This window comes from Limosilactobacillus reuteri (assembly GCF_020785355.1).
In the GTDB taxonomy this organism is placed as follows: domain Bacteria; phylum Bacillota; class Bacilli; order Lactobacillales; family Lactobacillaceae; genus Limosilactobacillus; species Limosilactobacillus reuteri_I.
This window is the reverse complement of the sequence record NZ_JAJGVH010000034.1, coordinates 1-284: the sequence shown is the minus strand read 5'-3', so window position 1 is coordinate 284 and position 284 is coordinate 1. Positions and strand designations below refer to the sequence as shown.

General features: G+C 44.7%; 1 protein-coding gene. It reads right to left on the bottom strand.

The features are described 5' to 3' along the window. A partial coding sequence (locus tag LMB56_RS01370; protein ID WP_324294717.1) for a group II intron maturase-specific domain-containing protein occupies positions 1-284 on the bottom strand: 284 nt, incomplete at both ends.

The following is a 284-nucleotide window of genomic DNA, read 5'->3' as shown; positions in this document are numbered from 1 at the left end:
GACTGGAGCGTCTTGGACATATTCATAAGTCCGAGTTGTTCCAGTTTTCTATTAGTTAGAGAATAGCTCAAGGTCTTACTGTGTGCAGTTCGCCAGTAGCCCTTACGGGTACTAGCGAAGACATATGCATCGCGCTGGGACAGCCCCAGCTTCTGTAAGTTAGTTACCTTAGTTTTAAGCTTCTTCCATTGCTTCCAGATATACTGTCTTATTCGGGCCCTCAACCACTTGTCAAGGCGTTGAATAAAGTCAGTTAGTTTCCCAATTGAGTAGTACTGAAGCCA